General features: G+C 37.2%; 26 protein-coding genes. 18 read left to right on the forward strand and 8 right to left on the reverse strand.

Annotated elements, in window-relative coordinates:
• Window positions 1-23: 23 nt before the first annotated feature.
• A complete protein-coding gene (locus tag P176_RS0103280; RefSeq protein WP_026753363.1) occupies window positions 24-776 on the forward strand; it encodes a 5'-nucleotidase C-terminal domain-containing protein in 753 nt (250 codons plus the stop codon).
• 2 nt (window positions 777-778) lie between these two features.
• On the forward strand, window positions 779-1,687 hold the full coding sequence (locus P176_RS0103285) for a bifunctional UDP-sugar hydrolase/5'-nucleotidase (RefSeq protein ID WP_026753364.1): 909 nt from the start codon (window positions 779-781) through the stop codon (window positions 1,685-1,687).
• Between the two features lie 171 nt (window positions 1,688-1,858).
• On the opposite strand, the gene P176_RS0103290 is transcribed toward P176_RS0103285, so the two are convergent.
• From P176_RS0103290 to P176_RS0103305, 4 genes are all read right to left on the reverse strand, one after another.
• Entirely contained in the window at window positions 1,859-2,593 is a 735-nt protein-coding gene (locus P176_RS0103290; RefSeq protein ID WP_026753365.1) for a hypothetical protein, read from the reverse strand.
• A 97-nt stretch (window positions 2,594-2,690) separates the two neighbouring features.
• Window positions 2,691-4,685 carry an NAD-dependent DNA ligase LigA gene (gene ligA / locus P176_RS0103295; protein WP_026753366.1) on the reverse strand — a complete coding sequence of 665 codons (1,995 nt, stop codon included), beginning with the start codon at window positions 4,683-4,685 and terminating at the stop codon, window positions 2,691-2,693.
• A 47-nt stretch (window positions 4,686-4,732) separates the two neighbouring features.
• Complete coding sequence (prmC, locus tag P176_RS0103300; protein WP_026753367.1) at window positions 4,733-5,605, reverse strand: peptide chain release factor N(5)-glutamine methyltransferase; 873 nt, start codon at window positions 5,603-5,605, stop codon at window positions 4,733-4,735.
• Between the two features lie 28 nt (window positions 5,606-5,633).
• Window positions 5,634-6,125 carry a GNAT family N-acetyltransferase gene (locus P176_RS0103305; protein ID WP_026753368.1) on the reverse strand — a complete coding sequence of 164 codons (492 nt, stop codon included), beginning with the start codon at window positions 6,123-6,125 and terminating at the stop codon, window positions 5,634-5,636.
• Between the two features lie 35 nt (window positions 6,126-6,160).
• On the opposite strand from P176_RS0103305, the gene ribD reads away from it, so the two are divergent.
• The 4 genes from ribD to P176_RS0103325 are packed head-to-tail and all read left to right on the forward strand — an operon-like array spanning window position 6,161 to window position 9,343.
• Entirely contained in the window at window positions 6,161-7,222 is a 1,062-nt protein-coding gene (gene ribD / locus P176_RS0103310; protein ID WP_026753369.1) for a bifunctional diaminohydroxyphosphoribosylaminopyrimidine deaminase/5-amino-6-(5-phosphoribosylamino)uracil reductase RibD, read from the forward strand.
• The gene (locus P176_RS0103315) at window positions 7,215-7,826 is read left to right on the forward strand and encodes an HAD family phosphatase (protein ID WP_026753370.1); all 612 of its coding nucleotides are present in this window, start codon (window positions 7,215-7,217) and stop codon (window positions 7,824-7,826) included. Before ribD ends, P176_RS0103315 begins: the two co-directional genes overlap by 8 nt.
• Window positions 7,823-8,728, forward strand: coding sequence for a membrane protein (locus P176_RS0103320; protein WP_026753371.1), 906 nt, complete (start codon window positions 7,823-7,825; stop codon window positions 8,726-8,728). The genes P176_RS0103315 and P176_RS0103320 overlap by 4 nt, the downstream gene beginning before the upstream one ends.
• Window positions 8,729-9,343 carry a YigZ family protein gene (locus tag P176_RS0103325; RefSeq protein ID WP_026753372.1) on the forward strand — a complete coding sequence of 205 codons (615 nt, stop codon included), beginning with the start codon at window positions 8,729-8,731 and terminating at the stop codon, window positions 9,341-9,343.
• Here the strand turns inward: P176_RS0103325 and P176_RS0103330 are convergent.
• Window positions 9,340-9,750: a thioesterase family protein gene (locus P176_RS0103330; protein ID WP_037349131.1), complete on the reverse strand. Its 411-nt coding sequence runs from the start codon at window positions 9,748-9,750 to the stop codon at window positions 9,340-9,342. The two genes, P176_RS0103325 and P176_RS0103330, sit on opposite strands and share 4 nt — an antisense overlap.
• A gap of 195 nt (window positions 9,751-9,945) precedes the next feature.
• Between P176_RS0103330 and dnaA the strand changes: the two genes are divergently transcribed.
• The 4 genes from dnaA to P176_RS0103350 all read left to right on the forward strand — a co-directional run bounded on the left by dnaA (window position 9,946) and on the right by P176_RS0103350 (window position 14,029).
• Entirely contained in the window at window positions 9,946-11,373 is a 1,428-nt protein-coding gene (gene dnaA / locus P176_RS0103335; RefSeq protein WP_026753374.1) for a chromosomal replication initiator protein DnaA, read from the forward strand.
• Window positions 11,374-11,384: 11 nt separating this feature from the next.
• Entirely contained in the window at window positions 11,385-11,843 is a 459-nt protein-coding gene (locus tag P176_RS0103340; RefSeq protein ID WP_026753375.1) for a low molecular weight protein-tyrosine-phosphatase, read from the forward strand.
• A 63-nt stretch (window positions 11,844-11,906) separates the two neighbouring features.
• Window positions 11,907-13,298 carry a PQQ-dependent sugar dehydrogenase gene (locus tag P176_RS18890; RefSeq protein WP_037348693.1) on the forward strand — a complete coding sequence of 464 codons (1,392 nt, stop codon included), beginning with the start codon at window positions 11,907-11,909 and terminating at the stop codon, window positions 13,296-13,298.
• Window positions 13,299-13,312: 14 nt separating this feature from the next.
• Window positions 13,313-14,029 (forward strand): SAM-dependent methyltransferase, encoded by a 717-nt coding sequence (locus P176_RS0103350; RefSeq protein ID WP_026753376.1) that lies wholly within the window; start codon window positions 13,313-13,315, stop codon window positions 14,027-14,029.
• 9 nt (window positions 14,030-14,038) lie between these two features.
• Here P176_RS0103350 and P176_RS0103355 read toward each other — a convergent pair whose 3' ends face one another.
• Together P176_RS0103355 and P176_RS0103360 are read right to left on the reverse strand one after the other, a co-directional pair.
• Window positions 14,039-14,992, reverse strand: a complete 954-nt coding sequence (locus P176_RS0103355; RefSeq protein WP_037349132.1) for a phosphoribosylaminoimidazolesuccinocarboxamide synthase — start codon at window positions 14,990-14,992, stop codon at window positions 14,039-14,041.
• 35 nt (window positions 14,993-15,027) lie between these two features.
• Window positions 15,028-15,981: a PhoH family protein gene (locus P176_RS0103360; RefSeq protein ID WP_026753378.1), complete on the reverse strand. Its 954-nt coding sequence runs from the start codon at window positions 15,979-15,981 to the stop codon at window positions 15,028-15,030.
• A 207-nt stretch (window positions 15,982-16,188) separates the two neighbouring features.
• Between P176_RS0103360 and P176_RS0103365 the strand changes: the two genes are divergently transcribed.
• Window positions 16,189-17,061, forward strand: a complete 873-nt coding sequence (locus tag P176_RS0103365) for an S-adenosyl-l-methionine hydroxide adenosyltransferase family protein (RefSeq protein ID WP_026753379.1) — start codon at window positions 16,189-16,191, stop codon at window positions 17,059-17,061.
• 108 nt (window positions 17,062-17,169) lie between these two features.
• Here P176_RS0103365 and P176_RS0103370 read toward each other — a convergent pair whose 3' ends face one another.
• Complete coding sequence (locus tag P176_RS0103370; protein ID WP_026753380.1) at window positions 17,170-18,015, reverse strand: DUF2911 domain-containing protein; 846 nt, start codon at window positions 18,013-18,015, stop codon at window positions 17,170-17,172.
• Window positions 18,016-18,152: 137 nt separating this feature from the next.
• On the opposite strand from P176_RS0103370, the gene P176_RS0103375 reads away from it, so the two are divergent.
• From P176_RS0103375 to P176_RS0103405, 7 genes are all read left to right on the forward strand, one after another.
• Window positions 18,153-18,485, forward strand: coding sequence for a helix-turn-helix transcriptional regulator (locus P176_RS0103375; protein ID WP_026753381.1), 333 nt, complete (start codon window positions 18,153-18,155; stop codon window positions 18,483-18,485).
• A gap of 39 nt (window positions 18,486-18,524) precedes the next feature.
• On the forward strand, window positions 18,525-18,989 hold the full coding sequence (locus tag P176_RS0103380; protein WP_026753382.1) for a DUF6428 family protein: 465 nt from the start codon (window positions 18,525-18,527) through the stop codon (window positions 18,987-18,989).
• A 20-nt stretch (window positions 18,990-19,009) separates the two neighbouring features.
• Complete coding sequence (locus P176_RS0103385) at window positions 19,010-19,648, forward strand: low molecular weight phosphatase family protein (RefSeq protein WP_026753383.1); 639 nt, start codon at window positions 19,010-19,012, stop codon at window positions 19,646-19,648.
• Entirely contained in the window at window positions 19,645-20,295 is a 651-nt protein-coding gene (locus tag P176_RS0103390; protein WP_026753384.1) for an MIP/aquaporin family protein, read from the forward strand. The genes P176_RS0103385 and P176_RS0103390 overlap by 4 nt, the downstream gene beginning before the upstream one ends.
• A gap of 105 nt (window positions 20,296-20,400) precedes the next feature.
• Window positions 20,401-21,057, forward strand: coding sequence for a TetR family transcriptional regulator C-terminal domain-containing protein (locus P176_RS0103395; protein WP_026753385.1), 657 nt, complete (start codon window positions 20,401-20,403; stop codon window positions 21,055-21,057).
• Window positions 21,058-21,065: 8 nt separating this feature from the next.
• Entirely contained in the window at window positions 21,066-22,376 is a 1,311-nt protein-coding gene (locus P176_RS0103400) for an AarF/ABC1/UbiB kinase family protein (RefSeq protein WP_026753386.1), read from the forward strand.
• Window positions 22,376-22,999 (forward strand): flavin reductase family protein, encoded by a 624-nt coding sequence (locus tag P176_RS0103405; protein ID WP_026753387.1) that lies wholly within the window; start codon window positions 22,376-22,378, stop codon window positions 22,997-22,999. The genes P176_RS0103400 and P176_RS0103405 overlap by 1 nt, the downstream gene beginning before the upstream one ends.
• Window positions 23,000-23,014 lie beyond the last annotated feature (15 nt).

Here is a 23,014-nt window from a genome sequence, read left to right on the forward strand (position 1 = left end):
CGCTCTAAGATTCACAATAAAACATGAATAAATACTTGATCCTTGGCTTGGGCATGCTCACCTTAATGGCGTGCCAACAAAAATCTTACCTCAATAGAATTGAAGGCAAGCAAATCAATATCTCTGATACGATTGCCATTGATCAAAATATTGATGATTTTATTAAACCGTATAGGGAAAATGTCAAAAAAAATCTTGACAGTGTTTTAGCTTATGCTGTAGACACCTATTCAAAATCTGATGGGGATTATAATACCGCTATAGGTAACATGATGGCAGATGCTGTTTATGAAGAATCCAACCCCGTTTTTAATAGTAGAACAGGAAAAAATATAGACATCGTGCTTTTAAATCACGGTGGAATCCGCTCCATTATTTCTCAAGGAAATATAACGGCAAGAACTGCTTATGAAGTCATGCCCTTTGATAATGAGGTCGTGGTGGTACAACTGAAAGGTCCGCAAGTAAAAGAACTCATTGATTATTTATCAAAATCGAAGCGAGCACACCCAATCTCGGGGCTTCAAATCACATTAGATGCTGATGACCATGTAAAATCTTCAAGTATCAATGGTGCTCCACTTGATTTAGAGAAAACCTATTTTGTGGCGACCAATGATTATTTATACAATGGTGGCGACCATATGGACTTTTTTAAAACCAATGACAGTCTTTATGTTTTAGATTATAAAATAAGGAATGTTCTTATCGATTATTTTACAAAGATAGACACGCTTAAACCGAAGATAGACAACCGTTTTATTCAGCTTAACTAATTATGAAGAGAAGAGCATTTATTCAAAGAACCTCTGCAGCTTCTGCATTAATTGCATTGGGCGGTGCAGGACTCACATCTTTTGCGTCATCAACAAAAAAGATAACCATACTCCATACCAACGACGTGCACAGCCATATTGATCCTTTTGGTCCAGATGACGGTAGAAATCCAAACCAAGGAGGAGTTGCCAGACGCGCTACATTGTTAGATGCCATTAGAAAAGATAATCCACATACACTTTTATTAGATGCTGGGGATATTTTTCAAGGCACCCCTTATTTTAATTATTATGGTGGTGAGCTGGAATTTAAGCTTATGAGTATGCTTAAATATGATCTCGCAACTATTGGAAATCATGATTTTGATAACAGTATTGACGGACTTTACGCTCAACTCCCTCACGCCAAATTTGATTTTGTCTCTGCCAATTACGATTTCTCAAATACAGTGATGGATACCCATGTTGAACCTTATCGTACATTTACCAAAGACGGGATTAAGATTGGTGTTTTTGGATTAGGAATTGAGCTTGATGGCTTAGTGGATAAGCGCATGTATAAGGAAACTAAATATTTAGATCCTTTAGAAACCACTCAAGAGATGTCCCGCATCCTTAAGGAAGATGAAAAATGTGATCTTATCATATGCTTATCACATTTAGGCTACGAATACAGCCGTGCTGAAAAACCGAGTGATCTAAAAATTGCTGAAAACAGCACCAATATTGATCTTATAATTGGTGGGCATACACATACATTTCTTAAGAAACCTACCGTTGTAAAAAATAAAGACGGAAAAAACGTGTTGGTAAATCAAGTAGGTTGCTACGGAATTAATTTAGGCAAGATCGATTTCTACTTTGACGCTAATAAAAACAAATCTGCAGAAGGCGTATCTATTACCGTATAATTACTTAGAGGTTATTGGCGTCCAAAATGCTTGTGAAATACTAATACCTTTTTGTCCATTGAATTTAAACAGTCTACATCTAAATAGTGATGTTTTTTTCATCTGAAGGCTCGCTTAACTGCATTGAAACAATGCAATAGCATCATCTCAGTCGCTTTTAATGACACTAAATTAGCGATCGTAAGTATATTGTATTGGAATTTGATGTTTTAAACGTGACTGCATGTACAAGAATAAAAATGCCAAGACAAAAAACACGGAACACATCACGTTTACAATATTAAAAGGAGCCACATAAAAATAGGCCAATTGTAATACTTCTGAAAACACAATAAAAATAGAGCCAATAAGAATGTGAATGGCTTTTTGATCGTCCCTATACATATAATTGATTAGAGCCAAACACATTAAGAATACGATAATAGCGTTATACGCCATTTCTAAAGCATATTCACTTCCGCTCAACAAGTCTGCACCCTTTACGGTAACTGAAACATAATGCACACAGAATATACCGAGAACAATTAAAAGAAAAATTTGTAATGGAAATTTTTTGAATACCGCCTTTACATTAAGAGTCGAAAAGATTCGAAGAATTAGTAGGCTATAAGCAAAAATATAAAGGATATTAATAAAAAAATAAAACACTTTATACTGCGCATCACTTAAGGACGTTCCCTCATTGAAGGATATAAAATTAAAAATATCCGCTATTGTAAAAACCACCAAAAAGGAAGAAAACAAAATACTTTTTTGTCTATTACCTATCAAATATAATGTGGTGAGCAAAACCATAGCCAAAGCCCTTATACCTGCAGCCCACTTTTCGTGATCTGCAGTTTGAAAAGCTAAAAACATAACGCTCATCCCAATGAGGCTAGCTCCTAAAATCTTCGTCAATTTCATAACTTGTAAAATTTAATAGCAGTCAAATATACATATAAAATGCAATTAATCGAACTTTTATGCTTTTAATCGTTTAAAACTACCATTTTGTAGGATTCTACTTTAAAATATCCAACACATCCTGTTCTGAAATAATAGGCACATTGAGGGTCTCAGCCTTCGCCCTCTTACTCGGCCCCATGTTTGCCCCTGCAACCAAATAATTTGTTTTAGAAGATATAGAACTTGATACTTTGCCCCCATTATCCTCAATTAATTTCTTAAGCTCCGTTCTTGAAAGTGTCTCAAATACCCCAGAAATAACAAAGGTACCACCATCTAACCTATTGGTCTGGTTGGCTAATTTTTCAGCAGAGATTTCTAATTGTAGTCCGTGTTTTTTTAACTTCTCAATATAAACTCGATTCTCTGTAGATTCAAAAAAGTCGACCACGCTTTGCGCAATGCGTTCTCCAATTTCATCTACTGAGATCAATTCTTCTACCGAAGCTGCTGCTAAAGCATCTATAGTTTTATAATGTTTTGCCAGTTTTTTTGCTACAGTCTCCCCGACAAAACGAATACCTATTGCAAACAGGACGCGTTCAAACGGAATCTCCTTTGAAGACTCAATACCTTTAATCAAGTTTTCGGCACTTTTTTCAGCCATCCGTTCCAAAGGCAACACATCCTCTTTTTTTAAATCATATAAATCAGAATAATTGGAAATCAATCCTTCATTAACCAGAAGCGCCACTGTCTCTCCTCCCAAACCTTCAATATCCATCGCTTTACGGGAAATAAAATGCTGGATACGGCCTATGATTTGAGGCTTACAGCCATTATAATTCATACAGTAATGCTTAGCATCGCCCTCTTGTCTCACCAATTTTGATCCGCATTCGGGACAATGCGTAATGTACTGGGTAGGCTCTGAGTCTTCTGGGCGTTTTGACAAGTCCACAGAAATGATCTTAGGAATAATCTCTCCTCCTTTTTCAACAAACACCTCATCACCTTCCCTAATATCCAATTTTTCAATCTGGTCGGCATTATGCAGTGATGCGCGCTTTACGGTAGTTCCTGCCAACTCAACAGGTTCTAAATTAGCTACAGGTGTTATGGCTCCTGTTCGCCCAACTTGATAGGTAATTTCGTTTAATCTTGTAGACACCTGCTCTGCCTTAAACTTATAGGCCATGGCCCAGCGTGGTGCTTTTGAGGTATACCCCAATTCTTCTTGCTGCTGTAAATTGTTCACCTTAATCACAACCCCATCCGTTTCGTATGGTAGATCATGTCGATGCTCATCCCAATAATCTACAAAAGCTAAAACCTCATCAACAGATTTAGCCAACTTTGAAGCTTCCGGGACTTTAAAGCCCATTCGTCTTGCTTTCTCAAGGCTTTCAAACTGCGTCTCAAACCCCAGTCTATCGCCGGTGATATTATAAAGTAAACATTCTAAAGGTCGCTTAGCAACTTCGGCACTATCCTGAAGTTTCAAACTTCCAGACGCCGTATTTCTAGGGTTACGATACAGCTCTTCTCCAGCGGCCAATCGCTCCTCATTCATTTTACGAAACCCTTCATAAGGTAAAACAATCTCGCCCCTAATATCAAAACTCTTGGGAAAATCACCTTGCAACTGTAACGGCACAGATCTAATGGTCTTGATGTTTGCCGTAACATCATCGCCCTGAGACCCGTCTCCACGTGTTACTGCCCTTAATAAGTTGCCATTTTCGTAAGTTAAGCTAATAGAAGCACCATCATATTTGAGCTCGCAAACAAATTCAACCGCGCCGTCAATAACTTTTTCAATACGTTTTTCCCAATCTAAAAGATCTTCTTTAGAGTAAGAATTGTCTAATGAATACATACGGTAGCGGTGCGCGATGGTGTCAAAATTCTTAGTAATCTCACCACCAACGCGTAAGGTTGGCGAGTTGGCATCGTAAAACTCAGGATGTTTTTCTTCTAAGTCCTGCAGTTGCTTCAACTTCATATCAAACTCAAAATCATCTATACTTGGCTGATCTAACACATAATAATTATAGTTGTGCTCTCGTAATTCTGTTCTAAGAGACTCAATAATTGCCTTGGTATTCATCTTATTATAAATTTTTATTCGGAAATATGACGACTTCAAACCAGTTTTTAAAGAACCCCTTTGATCATCCTATCTTTTCCAAAAATATCTGTATTCAATTCAATCTCAGTAAAATTATGATCATTTAAAAGCTGTACCATCTCCTTACCCAAATACTCGTTAATTTCAAAATAAAGCCTTCCTCCTGGTTTTAGATAGTTTTGTGCAAATTCACAAATAGTCTGATAAAACACTAACGGACTTTCATCTTTTACAAATAAGGCCAAGTGCGGTTCATTGTCAAGCACATTAGCCTGCATCTGTGATTTTTCCTGCTCTCTCACATAGGGCGGATTGGATATGATCAGGTCAAAACCATCGAATTTAAGCGCTCCTCCTTCTTTAAAACTCAAAATATCAAGCTTACTAAAATCAACATTAACGTCATTGACTAAAGCATTTTGCCCCGCCACTTTTAGTGCCTCTTCGGAAATATCAACTGCAGAAACCTTCGCATTCTCAAAATGTTTGGCAATAGCTATCGCAATACAACCTGAACCTGTACCTATATCCAAAATTTGGATGGGCGCATCAAGAACTGAAGATATTGTCTTTAAATCTTCTAGAGCAAGAGCGACCAATTCTTCGGTTTCTGGTCTGGGGATAAGTGTATGGGAATTCACTTGAAATGGAAGTCCGAAAAACTCAGTAACCCCAATACTATATTGTATGGGTTTCTGGGAATTTAAATCAGATAATACCTTTAATAATGGCTTAGCGTCTTCCTCAGTAATTCTGAGATCGGGCTCTAAAACCAATGCTATACGGGCCATATCCAAATAATGACCTATTGCAATATTGAAAAAGGAATCTACCTCTTCCTTCCCAAAAATGGCATCCAGTTGCGCATGGTAGGTATTTAAAAGTTGTTTTAGTTGCAAATGGAGGTCGTTTTAAAATCTAAGTCAATCATAACTCTTTAGTCATCCAAACACCACAGCTATAATGGCCCGTGTCTCCTAGTGGTGCTGTTCTATGTTTAAAACCAAACATCTCATAAATATGAATGGCCGCTTTTAATTGTGGTGCCGTTTCTAAGTAACAGCTATCAAAACCAAAAGTTTTGGCTGCTTCAAGACATTTTGAAATCAACTTTTTCCCCAGACCCAGACCTCTCACTTCGGGAGCAAAATACATTTTTTGTAACTCGCACACATTGCCTTTAAAATCCTTCAAGGCTTTTATACCAGCACCGCCAAAAATCTCATCCCCTTTTGCCACCACAAAGTAGACTTCTCGATCGCCTCGGTAAGACTCATACATGATTGGAGTTTCAGAATCTTCATAGGCAGTACCTTTTAACGGAATTTGAAATTCTGGAAAGCAGGATTTAATAACGGCCTCTAATTTGGCGTTGTCACCCGCTTCAATTTCCCTAATGATTATCTCGTTTTCACTCACTAAATTATGCTATTTTTGCATTAGTTTTTCAGGGCATGAAGATACACGAAAAATACATAAAACGCTGCATAGAAATTGCCAAAAACGGGCTGGGCGCAACGGCACCAAACCCAATGGTAGGCTGTGTGATTGTATACAAAAATCAAATTATTAGTGAAGGGTATACCAGCGCCTTTGGGGGCAATCACGCCGAGGTAAATGCCATCTCCAAAATAAAGGATCTGTCTGTCTTAAAATCGGCAACATTATACGTCACCTTGGAGCCTTGTTCTCATTACGGAAAAACCCCACCTTGTAGCAACCTTATTATTGAGAAGCAAATCCCCAAAGTCGTTATTGGCTGTGTAGATGACAATCCTTTGGTAGCCAAAAAAGGCATCGCTAAACTCGAAGCCGCAGGGTGCGAGGTTATGGTTGGTGTTTTGGAAGCGGAATGTAAAGCCCATCACAAGCGTTTTTTTACCTTTCATAATAAGAAAAGACCTTATATTATTTTAAAATGGGCAGAGACCAAGAACGGCTATATCGCACCTGACCAAAAGGAAAAACAAGAACCTGTTTGGATCACCAATAGGTATTCTAGACAATTAGTGCATAAATGGCGCGCTGAGGAACAAGCGATATTAGTGGGTACAAATACTGTTTTAGATGATGATCCCAGTTTAACAGTTAGGGATTGGACGGGCAAGCAGCCTTTAAAAATAGTTTTAGACCACTCCCTAAAATTACCCAAAGACGCAGCAGTGTATAGAGGCATTGAGAAAGTCATTGTTATAAGCTCGAAAGAAAACGTTACAAAAAGCAATGATTCATTTTTAGAAAATACCATTTTGGAGTCGATTGATTGGCAAGACCACAACCATATCGCGCAGCAGATTTGCGATACGCTTTACCAACATCACATCAATTCAGTAATCATAGAAGGCGGCTCTAAAACCCTTCAAACCTTTATAGACGAAAACCTGTGGGACGAAGCCCGAGTTTTTACAGGCTCCAATACTTTCAATGATGGTATTTTAGCTCCTAAATTTTCAGGCCGTCTCATTTCCGAAGCCAATATTTTAACAGACAACCTAAGTATTTACAACAATGATTAAAACGCTTATATTTGACTTTGGAGCTATATTTATAAACCTAGATAAAGCGGGTGCTACGAAAAAACTGCTTGACATGATCGGTGCCGACGCATTGCCGGAAGCTGCTATTTCTGTAAACACACTTTACGAACAGGGTTTACTGTCTACTGAAGAATTTTTACAGTTCTACACCGACAATTTTCCTGAAGTATCACAAACAGAAATTAGGGATACCTGGAACAGTATCTTGTTAGAATTCCCCAAAGAACGATTAGAATTTTTGAAAACCTTGGCTCAAGACAAAACCTATGAACTTATTTTGTTAAGCAATACCAACGCATTACACATTGATCACATAAAAGAACAGGTTCCTTTTTACGAAGAGTTCAAATCTCAATTTGACGGCTTTTATCTATCCCACGAAATAGAATTAAGAAAACCAAACGCCGATATTTATCAATATGTATTAAAGCAGCATCAGACTAAAGCAGAACACTGTCTCTTTATTGATGACACTAAAGCAAATACTGATGCCGCGGCTGCTTTGGGAATCCATGTTTGGAATTTAGATGAAACCACACAAGATATTACGCAATTGTTTGACTTAAAATCCAAACTCTTTTGATATATCTTCTCTTAAGTATTGCAGCATCAACGCTGATCTTTATCATTTTTAAACTTTTTGACACGTACCGTATCAATACGCTTCATGCTATTGTAATCAACTACTCGGTGGCCTGTATTTGTGGATTGATTCGTTATGAGGGCACAATCAGCATAAAGGAAATTATAGGTTCTAATTGGTTTTGGGGCGCCGTGGTTTTAGGCTTTCTATTTATTGCCATTTTTAATGTGATGGCACTAACTGCTCAAAAAAACGGGCTCTCAGTGGCCTCAGTCGCCTCAAAAATGAGTGTTATTATCCCTGTAATATTTGGGGTTTACGCTTATAACGAAGGTGTTGGGCTTCAAAAAATTTTAGGGATCGTCTTAGCACTGGTTGCTGTTTACCTGACCTCAGTACGCTCTAAAACAGCAGAAAACCTCGCTAAAGGCCTAGCTCTTCCAATCATTTTGTTTTTTGGATCGGGCATCATTGACACCTCCATTAAATACATTGAGACCACTTACCTTCCTGATAACGGAATCCCGATTTTTTCAGCCACTATATTTTTCATTGCCCTTATTATTGGCATTAGTGTTATCTGCTATAACAGATTCTCAAAGACAGCTCCCATTTCCGAAGAAAAAGAAAGTCACCCTCAAAATAACCTTACTTCACTTTCAAAAGTGATTGTTGGTGGAAGTTTCCTGGGTATTGTCAACTATCTATCAATCTACTACATTCTTAAAGCGTTGGACCATGACACTCTTGAGAGCTCGACAATTTTTACCGTAAATAATGTGGCTATAGTAATGCTAACAACCCTTTTGGGGCTTTTTGTGTTTAAGGAATACATCTCAAAAACCAACTGGATAGGTATTGCATTAGCTATTGTTTCAATAGCTTTGGTTACTTTCGCATAGATGAAGGATACTTATAGAACCATCGCAAAAGCGTCGAGCGAAGTGTTATTTAAAGACAAAAACTCAAAATTTTTTGGCTATGCCTTTCCTGTAAAATCTGAGGAAGGCACAAAATCACATCTCGAAGATTTAAAAAAGCAACACCACCAAGCGGGACATTTTTGCTATGCCTACCAAATTGGAAAATCTGAGGATGATTTGATATATAGAGCTAATGATGATGGCGAACCCAACAACAGTGCCGGCATGCCAATTTATGGGCAACTGCAGTCCTTTGACGTCACCAACATACTTATAGTTGTTGTGCGCTATTTTGGCGGCACAAAATTAGGCGTTAGTGGTTTGATCAATGCTTATAAAACGACGGCTCAATTAGCCTTAGAAAATTCTAAAATTGTTAAACGCACCATTAATATCATTTATAAGGTTTCTTTTGATTATAAAAACATGAATAATGTGATGCGGGTGGTCAAAGAAAAAAACCTGAAAGTGATTGAACAAAAATTTGAATTGAGTTGCAATCTCATTTTTTCGGTAAGACAAAAAGAAGCAAATTCTGCTTTTGAAGCTTTTGATCGTATTTATGAAGTGACCATCAAAAATTTAAACGATTAAAACTGTAGTTTGTCTAAAATATAATCCGGACATCTTGTAGGCCGATTCTTAGCGACGTCTAAAAAAACCAAAATAGAATTTCCAGTTGTTAAAATTTCACCTTCTTCATTCGTGATTTCGTAGTGAAATTCAATTTTTGCCGTGGGTTTTTTGACCACCTCGGTTTTTACTTTAATCAAGTCGTCATAACGCGCTGATTTTTTGTAATTTATAGATAACGAAACTACAGGAAGCATGATTCCTTCAGCTTCCATTTGTTTGTAAGAGCATCCTGATTTACGAAGCCACTCCGTTCGGCCCATTTCAAAATATTGCGCGTAATTACCGTGATACACAATGCCCATTTGGTCAGTTTCTCCGTATCTTACCCTAAATTGTATTTCATCGTGTTTCGTGAGATTTGACATCTTGTTTGTCATTTTTTTTGTAAATTCAACAAGTTTTAAACATGGGGAAAATTTTCGGCAAATTCAATATTTTTCAATTTTTTTATTAAGAAATTTGTTCACATATTTGCCATGTGAAAGTGACACAAGAGAAACTCAGATTTCTCTTTTTTTTGCCAACTAACAAATTCAATACATCAAAATTTAAGTTAAACAATGGAGGTAACTGCGCAATCGGTTTGGAATAATTGTCTGTCATTTATAAAGGATAACATACAACCCCAAGCATACAAAACATGGTTCGAACCCATAGTTGCAGTTAAGCTCACCGATAATGCTCTTAGCATCCAAGTGCCGAGCAAATTTTTCTACGAATGGCTAGAAGAGCACTACGTTAAAATTTTAAAGGTGTCCTTAACTAAAGAGTTAGGTGAAACTGCAAAATTAGTGTACGTCATCAAGATGGAAAACACTTATGGCAACAAGCAACCTTTTACAGAGAAAATCCCTAGTTCAAATAGAAGTGCATTAAAATCTCAAGATGTTGATGTTCCTTTAAATAATAAAAATCCTGAGCTCAAGAATCCATTTGTGATTCCTGGTATTCGCAATGTAAAAATTGAATCCCAACTCAACCCTAATTACAGTTTCGAGAATTTCCTTGAGGGCGATTCTAACAGATTGGCCAGAAATGCTGGATTAGCTGTCGCTAACAAACCTGGAGGCACCTCTTTTAATCCCTTGTTGATTTTTGGTGGTGTTGGCTTAGGTAAAACACACTTAGCGCATGCTATAGGTGTTGATATCAAAGATAAATATCCAGAAAAAACGGTACTCTATATTTCTGCGGAAAAGTTTACCCAACAGTATATTGATTCTGTTAAAAAGAATAATAGAAATGACTTTATCCATTTCTATCAAATTATTGATGTTCTTATCATTGATGACGTTCAGTTTTTATCTGGTAAGTCTGGAACTCAAGATGTATTCTTTCATATTTTCAACCATTTGCATCAAAACGGAAAGCAAGTCATTTTAACAAGTGACAAAGCCCCTGTTGATATGCAGGATATAGAACAACGCTTACTATCAAGATTTAAATGGGGACTCTCTGCAGAATTGCAAAGCCCAGATTTTGAAACACGAGTGTCTATATTGAAAAATAAACTATACCGTGACGGTGTAGAAATGGCCGATGACATTGTAGAGTATGTTGCAAAACATATTAAAACGAATGTAAGGGAATTAGAAGGCGCCATCATTAGCTTAATTGCACAATCCTCTTTTAACAAAAAAGAGATTACAGTTAGCTTGGCTAAGGATATTGTTGAGAAATTTGTCAAAAACACCAAACGGGAAGTTTCTATAGACTACATACAAAAAGTGGTTTCAGATTATTTCCAAATGGATGTAAGCACACTACAATCTAAAACAAGAAAGAGACACATTGTTCAGGCGAGACAACTGGCCATGTTCTTTGCGAAAAAATATACTAAAGCCTCTTTGGCAAGTATTGGTTCTCAAATAGGAAAGCGTGATCATGCCACTGTATTACATGCCTGCAAAACTGTAGATAACTTGTCTTCTACTGATAAGCAATTTAGAAAGTACGTGGAAGATTTGTCTAAAAAACTATCTGTTTAAACTCATTTTACATGACCTCAATTTTGATGGTATGCTTAGGCAACATTTGTCGATCACCTTTGGCACATGGCATCTTAGCATCCAAATTAGATCCTAATTCATTTTATGTAGATTCCGCTGGTACAGGTAATTATCATGTAGGTGAGTCACCAGACCAACGCTCCATTTCGGTTGCAAAAAAACACGGCATTGACATTTCAAATCAAGTAGTTAGACAATTTAAAACCTCTGATTTTGATACGTTTGATCATATTTTCGCCATGGACCAGTCCAATTACGATAACATTATAAAACTGGCCAGAAATCCCGAAGATAAAGCAAAGGTGAAACGCATTCTAGATTTAGATACATCATCTACAACCAGCATCGTTCCAGATCCGTATCATGGCGATATTTCAGATTTTGAACAGGTCTATCAACTCTTAGAAAAGCCTTGCCAAATCTTAGCTGATCAGCTTCAAAATTCTTAATCCCTATTTTTTACCCTTAGAAGTTCTTGCTTTTTCGTAATTTGTTATCCAAATGTTATCAAAATGAAAACAATAACTTCACTCTTATTATTAGTTACTGCTTGCTTTGGCTATGCCCAAAATATTGGTTTAGAGGAATTTGCTACTGGCCTATCAAGTCCCGTTAACATTAAACATGCTGGAGATGACCGACTGTTTGTTGTTGAGCAAGGGGGACTTATTCAAATAATCAATACCGATGGTACCATTAACACCGCGCCTTTTTTAGATATTGACGCCAGTGTTAGCAATGCTGGAGGAGAACGAGGTCTATTGGCCATGGCCTTTCATCCAGACTATACCAACAATGGTTTCTTCTACGTAAATTACATTGACAATGCTGGAGACACGGTCATCTCAAGATTCACAAGAAATACAGATGATATTGCAGACGTAAATTCTGAACTCGTTCTTTTAAGTATTTCACAGCCTTTTTCAAATCATAATGGTGGCGATTTACACTTTGGAGCAGATGGTTACCTTTACATTTCCCTTGGAGACGGCGGGTCTGGTGGAGATCCTGGAAACAGAGCGCAAACCTTAACCACTTATTTGGGCAAAATGCTTAGAATTGATGTGGATAATACCAGTAATGGTAATAACTACGCCATACCAGCCGATAATCCTTTTGTTGGAAACAGCAACGCTTTAGAAGAAATCTGGGCCTACGGACTTCGAAACCCATTTAAATTTTCTTTTGACAGTGCCAACGGAAACCTTTGGATTGCCGATGTAGGCCAAAATCAAATCGAAGAGATCAATAGAGTCACATCTACCGCTGGCGGAGAAAATTACGGTTGGAAATGCTTTGAAGGGACTTCAGTGTTCTCCACAGAAAATGGATGCGACATCATTACGCAAACACCGCCAGTTGCTGAATACATCCATTCTAATGGTAGATGCTCTATTACGGGTGGTTATGTGTATCGAGGTACAGCATTCCCTAACCTTCAAGGCTCCTATTTCTTTGCCGATTTCTGCACCAATGAGATTGGATTTGTTCAAGAACTAATAACTGATACTTTTGAAACTACTTTTTTCAGCAACCTTTCTATCTCCGGACCATCGGCATTTGGAGAAGACATTAATGGACAATTGTATATCGCAGGGGTGAATGACGGTAACATTTTTAAAATTGTTGAAACCAATTTGAGCTTAAATGATCAATCCTTTTCAACACTTAAAATATATCCCAATCCATCAAATGCTACAGTGACATTTGATAATCAAAACGGCAACTTGAGCCTGGCATCTATTTCAATTTATGACCTTCAAGGAAAATTGGCAATGTCAGTTTCCGAGGTTATAAGTGACAAGAAAACAATTTCCACAACGCAACTGAAGAGCGGATTTTACCTCGCTGAGATAGAAGACACCGAAGGTAACAGGCTTATTAAAAAACTCATCATCAACTAGACTTTTCTACATTTATGAATTCAGAATTCGGCAAATTATACCTAATCCCAACGCGATTGGGAGACAATCCTCCATTAGAAGTATTACCCTTATCTGTAAAAAAAACCATCGAACTGGTTAATGACTACATTGTAGAAAATGAAAAGACGGCAAGACGTTTTATTAAGCGTATAAGTCCGCAAAAATCGCAATCCTCTTTAAACTTATTGGTACTTAATAAGTATACTGAAGTAAATGAGCTCAATCATTTTCTTGATGCATGTAAAGCAGGAAAAGATATGGGATTACTTTCGGAGGCTGGCTGCCCTGGCATAGCCGATCCTGGGGCAGACATCGTAAAACTTGCTCACGAATATAATGTTAGGGTCATTCCCTTAGTTGGACCATCATCAATTTTATTAGCCCTCATGAGCTCTGGAATGAACGGCCAAAGTTTTGCCTTTAATGGTTACATCCCTATTGACAAGTCCGAAAGAAAGGCCACTTTAAAACGTTTCGAGCGTCTATCTTTTGAACAAAATCAAACGCAACTTTTCATAGAGACGCCTTACAGGAACGACAAAATTCTTGAGGATATCTGTAAGTCATTACATGACCAAACTAGGGTTTGCGTGGCTTGCGATATTACGTTACCTACAGAGTATATCAAAACCCAAACTGTCAAAGAGTGGAAACACACCAAAGTCGATTTACATAAGCGACCCGCTATTTTTGTGATCCATAAAGATTGATTAATATCTTTATTTTAGATACTCTAAAACATTAGCTTCTATTCGCTCTTGAATATTAGAAACATCTGCTTTTACAAAGTCTTCACCCATGATCTTTTCATAAAGCTCAATGTAACGTTCGCTTACTGTTTGAATATAGTCATCGCTCATTTCGGGTACAGCTTGTCCTTCTAAACCCTGAAAATTATTAGAAATAAGCCACTGTCTCACAAACTCTTTAGAAAGTTGCTTTTGAGGCTCATCTAAATCTTGACGATCTTGATATCCATCTTTGTAGAAATATCTAGAGGAATCTGGTGTATGGATTTCATCAATGAGAACGATTTTACCAGCTTTCGTTTTTCCGAATTCATATTTCGTATCCACTAAAATCAATCCACGCATATCAGCAATCTCACTCCCTCTTTGAAAAAGTTTTCTCGTGTAATCTTCTAGAATGAGATAATCTTCTTCGGAAACAATGCCTCTTTTAATAATATCCTCTCGAGAAATATCCTCATCATGATCCCCCATTTCTGCTTTGGTAGCTGGTGTAATAATGGGCTCTGGAAACGAATCATTCTCTTTCAAACCATTAGGCATTTCTACACCACAAAGTTCACGTTTACCTGCTTTATATTCTCTAGCAGCATGACCTGACAAATACCCCCTAATAACCATTTCCACTTTAAAAGGTTCGCATAAATGACCCGCAGCAACATTTGGATCTGGAGTAGCAGTCAACCAATTTGGCACCAAATCTTCAGTAGCTTTCATCATGCTAGTGGCAATCTGGTTGAGTATTTGCCCTTTAAACGGAATGCCTTTAGGCATGACCACATCAAAGGCACTCAAACGATCTGTAGCGATCATGATCAATTGTTCGTCGTTTATATTATAGACTTCCCTAACTTTTCCTTTATAAACAGATTTTTGATTAGGGAATGTAAAGTTGGTATCAGTTATGGTGTTATTATGCTTAATCACGAATGTTTCAATTTAAAAGTTATAAGATGTTCTTAGTCTCTGTTCTCAATGCTCTTATACGCCTCAATCACCTTTTTAACAAGTTTGTGACGAATAACATCTTTATCATCTAGATAGATCATCCCGATGCCTTCCACATTTTGAAGTACCAATAAGGCTTCCTTTAAACCAGAAATTGTACGGCGTGGCAAATCTACTTGTCCAGGATCTCCTGTAAGTAAGAATTTGGCATTTTTACCCATACGCGTCAAGAACATTTTCATTTGGGCGTGCGTCGTATTTTGTCCCTCATCAAGAATAACAAAAGCATTATCTAAGGTTCGACCACGCATAAATGCTAAAGGCGCAATTTGAATGGTTCCATTTTCTATAAAACTCGCCAATCGTTCTGCGGGAATCATATCGCGTAAGGCATCATACAATGGCTGCATGTATGGATCTAATTTTTCCTTAAGATCACCAGGCAAAAACCCTAGATTCTCTCCAGCCTCTACTGCAGGACGTGTTAAAATGATACGCTTGACCTCTTTATTCTTAAGTGCTCTTACAGCAAGTGCAACCCCAGTATAGGTTTTCCCAGTACCGGCAGGACCTATGGCAAAGACCATATCATTGTTGCGCATACTTTCTACCAATCGGCGTTGGTTAACCGTTTGCGCTTTGATTATTTTTCCTCCAACACCATGAACTAAAGCTTCACCACTAACATCGGTAGTCTTATAATCTTCGCTGCTTACGCTAGTCAAGATGCGTTCAATACTATTCTCGTCGAGTTTGTTATACTTGCCAAAATGCGCCATAAGCATGTTCATCCTGAGATCAAATTCCCCAAGTAAATCTTCATCACCATAAGCTTTGATCTTGTTGCCCCTGGCTACAATTTTTAGTTTTGGAAAATATTTTTTAAGAAGTTCTATGTTGGCATTCTGCGCCCCAAAAAACTCCTTAGGAGTAATTTCTTCGAGCTCTAGTATTAGTTCATTCAAAAGCTATGATATTTATAAATTAATGTGTTTTATTTCTTAGTTTTGTGAAGAGGCAAAGAGTGAATCAATTTGACTTCATCTTACTCAAAAATAGTTGAAATTTTCTATTAAGGCTATTTCCAGATGGTAAAAATTCCATATAGTTTTTAACAGAGGTCAAAACGATTTTCGTCTCAAATGCCCACTAATTTATCTTGAATTTCGCCCATGGCAATTATTACATTAACCACAGATTTTGGTGAGAAAGACCATTTTGTAGCGGCCATAAAAGGGGCGATATACAGTGAGCTACCCGATGTAAATATTGTTGATATCTCTCACCTGGTTTCTCCGTTTAATGTTCCCGAAGCAGCTTACATCATACAGAATGCTTATAACAGTTTTCCAAAGGGAACCATACATGTTATTGGTATTGATTCTGAACTCAATCCAGAAAACAAACACATTGCCGTTAAACTAGACGACCACTATTTTATCTGCGCAAATAATGGCATTATGAGCATGATATGTGCTGAAATTGCGCCAGAAAAAATTGTAGAAATTAATATTCATGACCGGGTAGCCACAAGCTTTCCTGTTTTGGATGTTTTTGTTAACGTCGCATGCCACATCGCTAGAGGAGGCACTTTAGAAGTCATAGGTAAACTCATAGAGACTATTAAACCTATTAAAAATCTTATTCCTTTTGTAAATGATGATAAAACTCAAATTATTGGTAGCGTCATCTATATAGATAACTACGGAAATGTGATTACCAATATTAAACGTAACTTTTTTGAAACCGTACAAAGAACACGAAAATTTGAAATTTCGGCGAGGCATTACAAGTTCAAAACCGTTTTTGAAAAGTATAGCGATGTGGTCAACTTTGAGATTCCTGCAGAAAAACGGTACGATGAAGGCAAACGCTTGGTGGTATTTAATTCTTCTGGATACTTGGAGATTGCCGTTTATAAAAGTGATCTTGGTTCTGTGGGGAGTGCTTCTAGCCTACTCGGTCTAAAATTAAGGGATACCGTAACCGTAAATTTTATTGCCGCAAGAGTAAAACCTCAAGGCAAGGAGTTGCTTGAACGTTAGCGAATATCCACCTAACAAAGATTTTTCAAACCTTTATAAAACCGTTATTAACAAAAAAAGACCCTTTGAGCGTATCAAAAGGTCTTTTCTATAGTGTTTAAAAGTGGATTACATTGCGTCCCACTCTTTTAAAGAATCTTCATTCATCTTTACATAATCAGCATTCTTTGCTTCTTTTGCACCCGCTAAAGATTTCTTAGCAGTTTCAATAGCCTTCTTCTTATCACCAGCTTTAGCGTAGATCAAAGATTGTTGACGTAATTGGTAAAAACGTGGTTCTTTAGTCATTTCCATCGCTTTCTCCATCCACATTTTAGCCTTTTCAATATCTTTTCCTTCTTGAGAATAGTAAACGGCAGAAGCATAATAGTCACCAGCAGTTGGGCCACCCATTGCTCTTTCTATAGCTGTTGAAACTTTAGCATCTGTAGGTACCTCAAATTTCACAGGAACGTAAGCGTCTGCCCACATAATTCCTAAAACAGCAGAATTGCTCGTTAAATCATCAAAACCAAGAGATAACGTTTCAATTTTCATTGGTAAAGGATACACTTCAGATGTTACTTTAGCGGCAACTTTACTGTCATCCCAATTTTCAGGTAAGCCCCAGTTTGAAGCATCCGAATAAAAGATCACTTCCCAAGATTGTTTTCCTGGTGTTGCATAAACCGCGTAGGTTCCAGCTTTTACAGTTTCACCACCAATCATGACATCATCACTAAAGGTAATTTTTGTATTGGCATTTGCTCCAAGTCTCCACATTTTATCAAAAGGCACTAAATCACCAAAAATATCACGTCCTCTCATGTTTGGTCTAGAATACTCTAGGGTGACATCAGTAAGACCAACCTTTTGTTCAATTTTTGTAAATGGACTTGGTTGCGGTGTTTCAATTTGTGCACTCATACCAAAAGTCATTGCCATGGCTGCAAAAGCAAGTATTAATTTTTTCATTGTTTTATATTTAGTTTTTGATTCCTGTAAAATTACAACTTAGCCACGCCTTGGTTGTTAACAAAACCTTAAATAAATAGAATATAGGCATCGATTGCTCATTTAATCGTAATATTGCAATAAACAAATATACCGCTATGGGATTGATCAAAACAGAAATATTTTCAACAGAACAAAATGAGATCGCACGTCTGTTTAAAGCACTAGCTCACCCCGCCCGTATTGCTATTTTAGAGCATCTATTTAAATCTAAAACCTGTATCTGTGGTGATCTCGTTGAAGAAATAGGCTTAGCACAACCAACGATTTCTCAACATTTAAAAGAGCTCAAAACGCTCGGAATTATAAAAGGGACCATAAACGGTACTAGTGTTTGCTATTGCATCAATCAAGAGCAATGGCAAAACATCAAAAACATAGCTCATACTTTTTTTGACAAGCACGCTTTAATGGAAAGTAACTGTTGCTGAAAATTAGATTACATAAAAATCATTTTAAAACATATAACCATGACACTTTTAGAACTAAAAAAACAAGCCTTAACATTAGATCATCCCATGACTTTTGTTTTACCCAATGGAGAAACCGTTCCGGCACATTTTCATCTTACCGAAATTGGAAAGATTTCGAAACATTTTATTGACTGTGGCGGCGTATTACGTAGAGAAAAAAGAGCAAACCTTCAACTTTGGAGCGCCAATGATTTTGACCATAGATTACAGCCTGAAAAATTAGTTACAATTATAGAGATGGCCGAAAAAACCTTACATCTTGGTGATCTTGACGTAGAAGTGACTTACCAAGGAGTATCTACCATAGAAACCTATGGACTAGAAGTTACCAAAAATGGCTTTCAATTACTTTCGCTAACAACAAATTGTCTTGCAGCAGATGCTTGCGGTATCTCTCCAGAGCAACTACCTCAACGTGAATCTCAGAAAGCAAAATGTGATCCTGCCTCCAACTGTTGTTAAATCGTTTCAATGCCTATAATATGATTACCGATCAAAACTATATTTCTGAAACTTTAAAAACATTTTTAAGTCTTAGAACGGAAGCGGCCATTACAAACGCGAGAAAAGCGGAACTACAGATTTTAGTTGATTATGTTTCGACTACATCTAAAAGCAAGAATCCTATTTTATTAAATTTTATTTGCACCCATAATTCTAGACGCAGTCATCTGTCTCAAGTTTGGGCTCAGGTCATGGCATTTGCTTTTGAAATAGATCACGTTACTTGCTATTCTGGCGGTACTGAAATGACCGCCGTATTTCCTATGGTCATAAAGACACTAGAAAAGTGCGGTTTAGCAATATCTCCTTTATCTGCTGGTGATAATTCCGTTTATAGCATAAAATATGCAGCGAACCAGCATCCGATTATCGGGTTTTCTAAACGATACGATGCGCCGTTTAATCCACAATCTCAGTTTGCGGCCATCATGACCTGCGGACATGCAGATGTAAACTGCCCTATCGTTTCTGGTGCCAACAAAAGAATCCCGATAACCTATCAAGATCCAAAAGCTTTTGATAACTTGCCTATACAATCTCAAAAGTATATGGAATGCTCAGAGTTAATCGCCAATGAAATGTATTACATTTTTAAAACCGTAAAACAGTCCTTATGAAACGCTACATAGGAGAAGCCATTGGTACCTTTGCCATGATTTTCTGTGGCTGCGGCGCCATGACGGTTAACGAAGTCACCAATGGCGCTATTACTCATGTTGGCGTGGCCATCACTTGGGGGTTGATAGTAATGAGCATGATCTATGCTTTCGGTGAAATCTCCGGAGCGCATTTTAATCCAGCTGTCACAATTGGTTTTGCTTATGCTAAAAAATTTCCATGGAAAGAGGTTCCCAAATACATTGTCGCTCAGGCTATTGGTGCTATTTTAGCTTGTTTGCTCTTATGGTTCCTATTTCCACAGAGTGAAACTTTAGGCGCCACGATACCGGCAGAAGGTTTTGCCCCGTATCGCGCATTCGTACTAGAGCTGATATTAACCTTTTTCTTGATGGTAACCATTATCAATGTATCTACAGGAAGTAAAGAAATTGGAACCATGGCAGCCATTGCTGTGGGTGGCCTTATCTTGTTAGAAGCCATGTTTGCAGGGCCTATGACCAAGGCCTCTATGAACCCCATAAGATCCTTAGCTCCGGCCTTGGTCTCTGGAAATCTTCAGCATTTATGGCTATATATTACGGCACCTTTTATAGGCGCTTTTTTAGCTGTGGCAAGTTTCAAGCTCATGAGACCGAATCACTAATTTCATCTCATATTGATGAAAACACAAGTTTCGGTGTTAATTTTTGTTTAACATTAATTATTTATCCTTAAACATTTCTTATATTTACTCCTCATTCAACGAAGTATGGCTAAAAAGAAAACAATCTCGACTAACGACATCATCTCCTTTTACATGGATTATGTTCTCGAACATAACAAGCAACCCAAAACAGTTTACGCTTTTGCAAAAGCAAATAATTTTGAAGAGTCGAAATTTTACGAGCATTTTGGATCCTTTCAAGCGGTTGAAGAGCATGTTTTCAAAGCATTCTTTGAGAACAGCATTAATGCTTTAGAAAAAAACGAAGATTATCTCAATTTTGATCCTAGAAATAAATTACTAAGTTTCTACTTTACATTTTTTGAGAATTTAACGGCCAATAGAAGTTATGTGGTGTACGCTTTGAATGATCAAAAAGATAACATGAAACGTTTAAAGGTACTCTCTAAATTAAAGCATGCCTTTACACATTATATTGAGCATCTTGGGATCGATCTTATCGATATTAAACAAGAACAATTGGATAAAATTCAAATGCGAGGCCTAAAAGAGACCGCGTGGTTGCAACTATTATTGACCATGAAATTTTGGATGGATGATACTTCTGCCAGTTTTGAAAAAACAGATATCTACATAGAAAAATCGGTGAATACTAGTTTTGATGTGCTAGATGTTGCCCCTGTACGGAGCTTGATTGACTTTGGAAAATTCATTTTCAAGGAAAGAGTTCAAACGAAATAAAGCCTTGAATGAAAACAATAGATAAAATACCTGTATCAAAGATACAACGTGCTTCAAAGATGGTTTCGACCGGAGCTAAAGTTGGTGTCAACTATTTAAAATATTACGGCGATAAATTAACCAAAACAGAGTTAGAGGCAAAAGATAGATTAAACACAAACAATGCTTCTGACATTTACGATGGTTTAAAACAACTTAAAGGAAGCGCACTCAAAGTGGCTCAAATGTTGAGCATGGAAAAAAGCATTATGCCTCAGGCATATGTAGAAAAGTTTTCTTTGGCTCAATTTTCGGTACCGCCTTTATCGCCGCCGTTAGTGATAAAAACATTTAAAAAATACTTCGGAAAAACACCAAACGAACTATACGATACTTTTAATGCAACGTCTGTAAATGCTGCCAGTATTGGCCAAGTCCATATTGCAGAAAAGGATGGGAAAAAACTTGCTGTGAAAATCCAATATCCAGGCGTTGCTGAAAGTATTGCTTCAGACCTTGCAATGGTTAAGCCAATTGCAATGAGTATGTTCAATATCAAAGGAAAAGGTTCGGATAAATATTTTAAAGAAGTTGAAGACAAATTGGTAGAAGAAACCAATTATATTTTAGAGGTAGAACAAAGCAAGCAAATTTCTGAAGCCTGTTTACACATTCCGAATCTAAAATTTCCAAAATATTACGAAGAGTTATCTTCAGATCGTATCATTACTATGGATTATATGGAAGGCGAGCACCTTTCAGAATTTGTAGCCCATAACACCGATGAGGAAACTGCGAATATTTTGGGTCAAGCGCTTTGGGATTTTTATATGTATCAAATTCATAACTTGAAAAAGGTACATGCTGATCCTCACCCAGGTAATTTCTTGATTTCAAAAGACGCCAAATTGATAGCATTGGATTTTGGATGTATGAAAATCATTCCAGATGAATTTTACACCCCGTATTTTGATCTAGCAAATCCATTACACATGGCTGATCCTGAATATTTTCAAAATAAATTATATGAATTGGAAATATTAAGAACGGACGATACAGCAGATGAAGTGATTTTCTTTACTGAAATGTTTCATGAAATGCTCAGTCTATTCACACAACCACTGCATGCTGAAACTTTTGATTTCTCAAATCCTGAGTTTTTTGGCAAAATTGCAGAGTTAGGACAAAAATATTCCAATAATACAGAGTTGAGAAAAATGAACGCGAATCGAGGTTCTAAACATTTTATTTATATGAACCGCACATTCTTCGGCCTTTACAATTTGATGTTTGATCTAAAAGCGAATCATATCCAAATCAATAATTTCCACAACCTATAATGACATTTATTTCTTATGATGATTTTGACAGTTTTGACCATATTTATCGCATTAATCTCATTAATAGCTGTTCGGGCTACAAATCGGCTAACCTTATTGGCACAAAAAGTGCCGAGGGACAAGAAAATGTCGCGGTTTTCAGTTCGGTAACACATATTGGATCTAATCCGCCGCTTTTAGGTTTTTTTTGCAGACCTACCACGGTCACGAGACATACTTATGATAATATCAAAGCGACAAAGTTTTATACCATCAATCACATTCATTCTGAAATTTTAGCTGACGCACACCACACTTCAGCTAAATATAACAAGACCATTTCAGAATTTGATAAAACAAAGCTCATTTCAGAATACAAAAAAGACTTCCATGCGCCATTTGTGAAAGGCTGTCCTTTACAATTAGCTATGGAGTTTGTTGAAGAATATGACATCAAGGCAAATGACACCATATTGGTTATTGGAGAAATTAAAGGTCTTTATCTAGAAGACCATCTTTTAAAAGCTGATGGCTTTATAGATTTAGCAGAAGGCAAAACCGCAGCCATTAATGGTTTAGACGGATATGCTGTGCCAACTTCTAATGCCCGTTTTGGTTATCAAAGACCTAAAAACGAGTCGTAATTTTAGAGCATTGCT

The organism is Sediminibacter sp. Hel_I_10 (assembly GCF_000688335.1).
Classification (GTDB): domain Bacteria; phylum Bacteroidota; class Bacteroidia; order Flavobacteriales; family Flavobacteriaceae; genus Psychroserpens.